The sequence below is a fragment of the Deltaproteobacteria bacterium genome, assembly GCA_005879795.1.
GTDB lineage: Bacteria > Desulfobacterota > Binatia > DP-6 > DP-6 > DP-6.
In genome coordinates, this window is the sequence record VBKJ01000095.1 from 1 (window position 1) to 7,539 (window position 7,539).

Here is a 7,539-nt window from a genome sequence, read left to right on the forward strand (position 1 = left end):
AGACGGAGCCGTTTCACCGATTCAGACCAAACACAAATCGTAATCCGACGAGGAATATACCCACGTATACGTAACCGATCGGCACGATCAGACAAAAGCTGCACACCATAGCCGCCACGACGTCCCACGGACCACGGACGACACCGAGCGCGCGGCTCACGCAGCCACAGGATGAAGAAAGGAGCAAACACCAGGGGCGCCCGTACCGCACACCACACGTAATCGGACAGGGGGCGTTTCCAGAGAACCCCGAGACCGACCACGGCAAAGAGTGCGTAGGGAACACCCGCGATGACCATAGAACTGAAAAGGATGCCCACCAGCCAGCCTGGGCCTACCACGTTGAACGTCATTCAGGACGTACGCGATGCCTCCCAGCAGCAACGGCAGGACAACCGAGACTCGAGCATACCAGAGACTCGAATTGCTGGTCATTGCGGGGATCCGTCTAACGACCCGGCGCTGAGCGGCCCGCGCCCACCAGCGGCTGCATGAAGAACTCGGCGTTCATGCGCGGGTCCGCTCCAGCGCCTTGGGCCGCAACAACTTGGAACGAGGCGACGCTGGCGTCTTGCTTGTCTTTCCCCGAGGATCTTCTGCCCACGAGGTCGGCCCATGTTGAGTAGGAAGGGCGGAGAGAAGCGTCGCGAGCGGACGGGGGACCTGACGGTGCCACACGCGCGCAGGAACGATGAAGATCGAGCCAGCGCGCACGAAGACGTGAACGGGTTCATCGTCGGTCAGGAGGATCACCTCGATCTGGCCGTCGAGAACGTGGAGAAGCTCGTCGCCGTCCGGATGGAACTCCCACGGCCCTTGCGTTGCGAATCGCCCGACGGTGACAGCGCCTTTGTCGAAAGCCGCGAGCTCCGGGCAAGCGGCCCTGAACGTTTCGTATGTCGTACTCGCGGTGATCTTCGGCTTGCCGCGCAGCGCGGTGCGGATGTTCTGGGCCTGCATCATACGTTCAACCTTCCCCTTTGTCGGGTTCCTTTGCGGCCCAACGACAAGTCGGCCGCCAGCCTAACTCCTTTCACAGCGCTGGGGAAGCAATCTATCCGCTACGGAGGCCGGCGGATCGACTCGATACTGGAAGTGGCCGAGAAGACACCCGTTTCGGGGAATCCGTCACAGCCCGTTTCGCGGAGATAGGCTGCAGCGAATCGCGACCTAATCCCGCAAAGAACGAACCGGCGCCCACTAAGCGGTCGACGGGGCTCACGACGCCGCGGCCGCCGCGATTGAGGACGTGCGTGTAGACCATCGTCGTCCGGACGTCGCGGTGACCGAGGCGAGCAGATGAGTCGCGAAGGAGTGCGGAAGGTGTGGCAGCGCGCGGGCTTGGCAAGTCCGGCCCGCGCGACGGCGTGTTTGACCGCGCGCTGGATCGCTGACTCGTGATAATGATGCCGCCGCAGTTCCCCCGTGTCGGGGTGGCGATGAAGGCGCATGGCGGGAAAGGCCCATTGCCAGGCCAGCTCGCGACGGGCACTGGGGTATTTCCGCGCGAGCGCGTGCGGGAGGGCCATCAGCCCCGCCACCCGCCAGATCGGCCTCGTGCAAGCGGCGGACGCGGGCGAGCTGTGCCGTGAGCGGGATCCTGAGCGCCACCGGCCGCATCGTGCGGCGGTCGCGGTCGCCCTTCCCGGCGCGCACGACGATCTCGCTCCGCACCAGGTCCACATCCTTCACGCGTAGCTGCAAGCACTCGAGGAGCCGCAGGCCAGCCCCGTAGAGCAGGGCCGCCACGCGCCACCGCACGCCGTCGAGATGCGCCAGCACGGCGGCCACTTCATCACGGCTCAGCACGACGGGGAGGCGAGCCGGGCGCTTCGCGCCCTCGAGCCATGGGAGGTCGATGTGCAGGACACGACGGTACAGGAACAGGAGCGCGGACAGCGCCTGATTCTGTGTGGAGGCGCTCACCCGCGCGGCGCCCGCGAGATGCGAGAGGAAGCGCGTCACTTCGGCGCCCCCCAGTTCGGCCGGGTGTCGCTTCCCGTGGAAGAGAACGTAGCGACGGATCCAGAAGACGTACGCTTCCTCGGTTCGGGGGCTCAGGTGCCGGGTGCGGATCGCCTCTCGACTACACCACCCCCTCACGCCGCAGCCCCGCGATCTCCGCCGCCCCGAACCCGAGCCCCCGCAGCACCTCCTCCGTGTGCTCCCCGAAGCGGGCGGGCGGCGTGCGGATCGAGGCGGGGGTATCCGACAGCTTGATCGGCGGCCCCGGCATCGCGCTCCCGCCCTCCCCCACCACCATGCCCCGATGGCGCACCTGCGGGTCGGCGAAGGTCTCCTCGAGCGTGTTGACCGGGCCGAAGCATATCTCCTTCTCGCCCAGCTCCGCCCTCCACTCGGCGAGCGTCTTCGCGCGGAAGGCGGCGCGGAAGAAGCGGAACATCTCCTCGCGCTTCTCGCCCTCGTCCCACTGCGCGGCGATGAAGTCCTCGCGCTCGAAGTGGCGGCAGAGGGTCGTCCAGAAGTGCGCCTCGTACGCGCCCACGGTGACGTGGCGGCCGTCGCGCGTCTCGTAGACGGCGTAGCAGGGGTAGTGCCCGGTGAGCTGCGTCCTCCCGCGCTCGGGCGCGCGCCCGGCGAGCACGTAGAGGAGCATGTGGTAGACGTTCCACGCGACCGTCCCGTCCAGCATGGCGACGTCGACGAATTGTCCCCGCCCGGTCCGCTCGCGCGCGACGAGCGCCGTCAGGATGCCGACCGCGGCCATGAGCGCGCCGCCGCCGATGTCCGCGACCGGCACGCCCGGGATGACCGGCGCGCGGCCCGCCTCGCCCATGTAGTTGAGCACGCCGGCGTAGCCCAGGTAGTTGACGTCGTGGCCCACCCGGTCGCGGTACGGGCCGTCCTGCCCGTAGCCCGTGATCGCGCAGTAGACGAGGCGGGGATTCGCGGCCGCGAGCGTCGGGTAATCGACGCCGAGGCGCGCGGTCACACCGGGCCGGAAGCCCTCCAGCACCACGTCCGCCTCGGCCGCCAGGCGGAGGAAGACGTCGCGCCCGGCGGCGTGCTTCAGGTTGAGCGTCATGCTCCGCTTGTTGCGCGCCAGGAACGAGATGCCCACGCCGAACGGGTCTTGCGGCGCGGCGACGACCAGCACGTCCATGCCGAGGTCGGCGAGCAGCGTCGAGCAGAAGGGCCCCGGCAGCTGGCGCGAGAGGTCGAGCAGCCTGAGGTGTCCGAGCGCGGCGCGCGACATCAGTAGATCGGTGCCTGGAAGATCACCGCGCCGTCCTTGTCGAAGAGGAGGAGCGACGAGGGGGTGGACGCCTTCCGCTTGCCCTCGCTCCCCGCACCCAGCACCGCGCGCGGCTGCCCCTTCTCCTCGAGCTGGAGGGCGGGCAGCCCCTCCGCGGAGAGCGCCAGGTTGGCCCGGCGCCCGCCGCCGGCGTCGAAGAGCTCGAGGCGCGGTGAGCCGTCCGGCACGACGCTCAGCGCGGCGCGGTGGCTCCCGCCCTTGTCGAAGAGCGAGAGGCCCGAGGCATTGTTCGGCAGCACGCCGAGCGCGGCGCGCTGCTTGCCGCCCTGGTCGTGGAAGATGAGACCGGTCGCGCCGTCGGGCGCCAGGCTGAGCGTCGCGTGGTCCTTGCCGTCGTCGCCGTAGAGGTTGAGCTGCGATCCGCCGGGGCCGAAGCCGATGCCGGCGCGCACCAGGCCGTCGTAGAAGAGCCCGAGGCGCGAGCCCTCGTCGACCACGTCGACGAGGGCGCCGGTCCGGCCCTCCTTGTCGGCCAGCGTGAGGCTGGGCGAGCCGTCCGGCTTCACGCCGAGCGTGACGCGGTTCCGCTGCTTCCGGTCGGCGAGCACCAGCGCGGTGCGGGTGACGAACACGCCTCCCTCGGCGTCCGTCAGCCGGAGGCTCCGCGGGTTGAGCGACACGGTGACCTGCCCGTCCTGGCCCGCGAACCAGAGGTTCGCCTGGCCGTCGGCGCCGAGCTCGAGGCCGGCGCGCGCCGTGCCGTCGTCGTCGTAGAGGGCGAGGCCCGGGGTGGCATCGTCGCGCGCCGCGAGCGCTGCGCGGACCTTCCCGTCGGGCGTGCGGAGCGCGAACTTCTCCGCCTCGAGGATCGTCTTCTCGACCGCGATCGTCTCCGGCCGGCCGAGCCAGCGCCGGAGGTAGAGGCCCAGCTCGGCGTTGTAGGGCGCCAGCAGCGCGGCGCTCGCGCCGGCCAGAGCGGCGAGCGTGAACAGCGTCAGGCCCACGACCGTCCAGCGGAGGCGGCTATGCTGTCGGTGGAGCGCCGCCATCAGCGCCAGCAGGTCCGCCGCCTCGGGCTTCTCGGGCCGCTCGGGCGTCTCCGTCTTCTCGGGTTTCTCGGGCTTCTCCGGTTTCTCGGGCTTCTTCGCCATGGTGCGCGTCTCCCTCGGCGCCCGCTGCCTATCATGGCGCCCCGGCGCGACCCAAGGTGGGCGCTACGAGAAGGGACGCGGGCTTCGCATGCGGTAGCCGAGCAGGAGCGGCACGACGAGGTACGGCAGGTTGAAGGCGAGGAACTTGGGCACGTTGGTCGGCGGCAGGTCGCCGAGGAACTCCGCGCCGAACAGCAATACCATGCCGTACGTCATGGCCGACACGTAGACGATCGCCGGCATGCGGATCCAGTCCCTGCCGGCGACGAACGCGTACACCAGGAGCAGGTAGAAGGGCCCGAACACGAAGGCGGAGATGGCGACCTGCACCTTCAGGCCGATCGGCGCCTGGAGCAGCACCGGGTCCGTGCCGCTGGCGTACCACCAGTTCGCGCGCGCCCAGAAGCTCGGGCTGTCAGGAGCGAGCGGGACGCCGCGCGCGACCACTGCGTCCGAGAAGGCGGACGAGAAGGCGAAGAAGCTGAAGGCGATTACGAAGAGCCAGTCGCGCGGGCGCTCCCCGAGCGGGATCACGCGCCGCTCCGCAGGAGCTTTCCCGGCAGCGCCCCCGTGCAGCCCCCGTCCTCGAAGGTGACCGTGCCGTTCACGATGGTATAGCGGTAGCCGCGCGCCTTCTGGATGATGCGCCGCTCGCCGCCCGGAAAGTCGTCGGCGAAGACGGGCTTGGCGTAGACGAAGCCGAGCCGCTCGGGCTCGTAGACGATCGCGTCGGCGCCGAAGCCCTCGCGCAGGAGGCCGCGGTCCCGGAAGCCGGCGATCCACGCCGGCAGCGCGCTGATCTTGTAGTGCGCGTCCTCGAGGCTCATGAGCCCCTTGTCGCGCACCCAGTGGGCGAGGAAGTGCGTCGGCCAGGTGGCGATCACTGCGAAGCGGGTGTGCGCGCCGCCGTCGGAGACCGAGATATGGGTATAGGGGTGGGCGATGAGCTTCGCGAGCACCTCCTCGTCGCCGCTGAAGAAGTCGGTGAGCGCGAACTCGGTGCGGAGCTCCTCGTCGAGGGCGAGGTCGAGGAAGGCGTCGAGAGGGTGCTTCCGCTGCTCGGCGGCGAGCCGCGCCACGCTCCAGCCGTCGAAGCGCGCGTTCCGCGGCTCGGCGCTCGCCAGCACCTTCACCTTCTCCCAGTTCTTGTGGAAGCCGGTCGTCATGCACTCGTCGAGGTCGTGCTTCATCGCGGCGCGCACCTCGCGCCGGCGAAGCTTCGCCGCCCGCTCGGCCGCCGTGCCGACCAGCGGCTGCACCCAGCCCGGCATGTCGTCGAAGAGGTTGTACTCCGCGAGCGTGAAGCGCGTGTCGATGCCCATGCAGACCACCTGGCCGTACATCGGGTAGCCCTGGCGGTGCATGTCCTCGAGCCACTCGAGCTGCGCCTGCCAGATGCCCGGGTAGCTGTCGAGGTTCACCACCGCGCCCCAGTGGAACGGCCGCCCGCTCGCCGCCATGAGCTCGTTGGCGAGCGGATCGCGCACCCCGTCGAGGCCCTCGGCCGGGATCGTCCAGCCGATGTGCCCGACGCCGAACTCGCGCAGCACCTCGGCGAGCGCCAGGAACTCCTCGCGCGAGGCGACCTGCGTGGGCAGGAAGCTTCCGTCCTCGGGACGGTCGATCAGGTTGCGGTCGGCCGAGAAGCCGAAGGCGCCCGCGGCCATGCCCTCGCGGAAGAGCGCGCGGAGCTGCGCCAGCTCCGCGGCCGTGACCGACGTGCGCTCGCGCGCCGCGCGCGCCCCGAGCACCCACGCCCGCAGCGGCGAGTACGGGAAGAGCGAGGCGACGTTCACCCCGAGCCCCTGCCGCTCGAGGCTGTCCAGGTACTCGGGGAAGGTGATCCAGTCCCAGCGCATTCCCTTCACCATCGAGTCGTATGGGATCGCCTCGATGCGGTTCATCATCCGCATGTTGAGGTCGCGGTCCTCGGGGCGGCAGGGCGCGAAGCCGAAGCCGCACTGCCCGATGGTGAGCGTCGTCACGCCGTGCCAGCCCGAGAGCGTGCAGTACGGGTCCCAGTTGAGCTGGGCGTCGTAGTGGGTGTGGAGATCGACGGCGCCGGGCGCGACGATGCAGCCGCTCGCGTCGAGCTCGCGCTTGCCGCGCCCCGCGATCGTGCCGCTGATGCGGGCGATCCGCCCCTGCGCGACCGCCACGTCGGCCTTGAAGGCGGGCAGGCGCGTGCCGTCGACGACCGTGCCGCCGCGGATCACGAGATCGTACTCGGCCATGGCCTACCTCCTACTGGATCAGGTTGCGCGCGATCGTCAGCTCCTGGATCTCGGTCGTCCCGCCCCCCAGCTCCATGAGCTTCGCGTCCCGCGCGAGCCGCTCCACCTCGTACTCCTCCATGTAGCCGTTGCCGCCGAGGATGTGGATCGCCTGCATGGTGATCTCGGTCGCCGCCTCGCCGCAGTAGAGCTTGCCGGCACAGATGTCGGCGACCGACATCGGCACCTTCCGCCCGGCGAGGAAGTCGGCGAAGGTGAAGTTCCGCATGTTGCAGAGGAGCCCGTACATGCGCGCCAGCCGGCGCTGCACGAGCTGGAAGTTGCAGATCGGCTGCCCGAACTGCTCGCGCTCCTTCGAGTACTTGAGCGCCAGCTCGAACGCGCGGTCGGCGAGCCCGAGGGAGAGGGTCGGGATGCCGGCGCGCTCGTCGGAGAGGCGGCCCTTCACGTGGTCGCGCTCCTTGACCCCGCCGCCGAGGAGGTTCGCGCGCGGGATGCGGACGTCGTCCAGGTAGACGGCGCCGGTCGGCGAGGAGTGGGTGCCCATCTTGCGGAAGGGCTTCGAGGTCTCGAGCCCCGGGGTGCCGCGCTCGACGAGGAAGGGCTGGATGTTCCGGGCACCGTTCTCGACCAGCTTGGCGTAGATGACGAAGACGTCGGCGTAGGGCGCGTTGGTGATGAACGTCTTCTGCCCCTTCAGCACGAAGCCGTCGCCGTCGGGGCGCGCGGTCGTGATCATCGAGCCGAAGGCGTCGGAGCCGGCGCCCGGCTCGGTCAGCCCCCAGGCCCCGATGATCTCGCCGCTCATGAGCCCCGGCACCCAGCGCTCGACCTGCGCGGGCGTGCCGTGCTTGCGGATCGTGCCCGCCACCTGCCCGTAGCTGACGCCGTAGGACACGAGCACGCCGCCGCACACGCGCGCGATCTCGATGCCGAC

Annotated in this window: 6 protein-coding genes and 1 pseudogene; all 7 read right to left on the bottom strand. The window is 69.8% G+C overall.

Annotated features, from left to right (window positions below; translation table 11 throughout):
• Window positions 1-507: 507 nt before the first annotated feature.
• On the bottom strand, window positions 508-963 hold the full coding sequence (locus tag E6J59_04715) for a cupin domain-containing protein (GenBank protein ID TMB21866.1): 456 nt from the start codon (window positions 961-963) through the stop codon (window positions 508-510).
• Between the two features lie 91 nt (window positions 964-1,054).
• A pseudogene (locus tag E6J59_04720) lies at window positions 1,055-2,076 on the bottom strand (integron integrase).
• Between the two features lie 10 nt (window positions 2,077-2,086).
• Complete coding sequence (locus E6J59_04725) at window positions 2,087-3,217, bottom strand: CoA transferase (GenBank protein ID TMB21867.1); 1,131 nt, start codon at window positions 3,215-3,217, stop codon at window positions 2,087-2,089.
• Window positions 3,217-4,368, bottom strand: a complete 1,152-nt coding sequence (locus E6J59_04730; protein TMB21868.1) for a hypothetical protein — start codon at window positions 4,366-4,368, stop codon at window positions 3,217-3,219. Before E6J59_04730 ends, E6J59_04725 begins: the two co-directional genes overlap by 1 nt.
• A 63-nt stretch (window positions 4,369-4,431) precedes the next feature.
• Entirely contained in the window at window positions 4,432-5,151 is a 720-nt protein-coding gene (locus E6J59_04735) for a DUF2781 domain-containing protein (GenBank protein ID TMB21869.1), read from the bottom strand.
• A complete protein-coding gene (locus E6J59_04740) occupies window positions 4,899-6,602 on the bottom strand; it encodes an aminoacylase (protein ID TMB21870.1) in 1,704 nt (567 codons plus the stop codon). Before E6J59_04740 ends, E6J59_04735 begins: the two co-directional genes overlap by 253 nt.
• Before the next feature lie 10 nt (window positions 6,603-6,612).
• The coding region (locus E6J59_04745; protein TMB21871.1) for an acyl-CoA dehydrogenase at window positions 6,613-7,539 on the bottom strand (927 nt) is incomplete at its 5' end.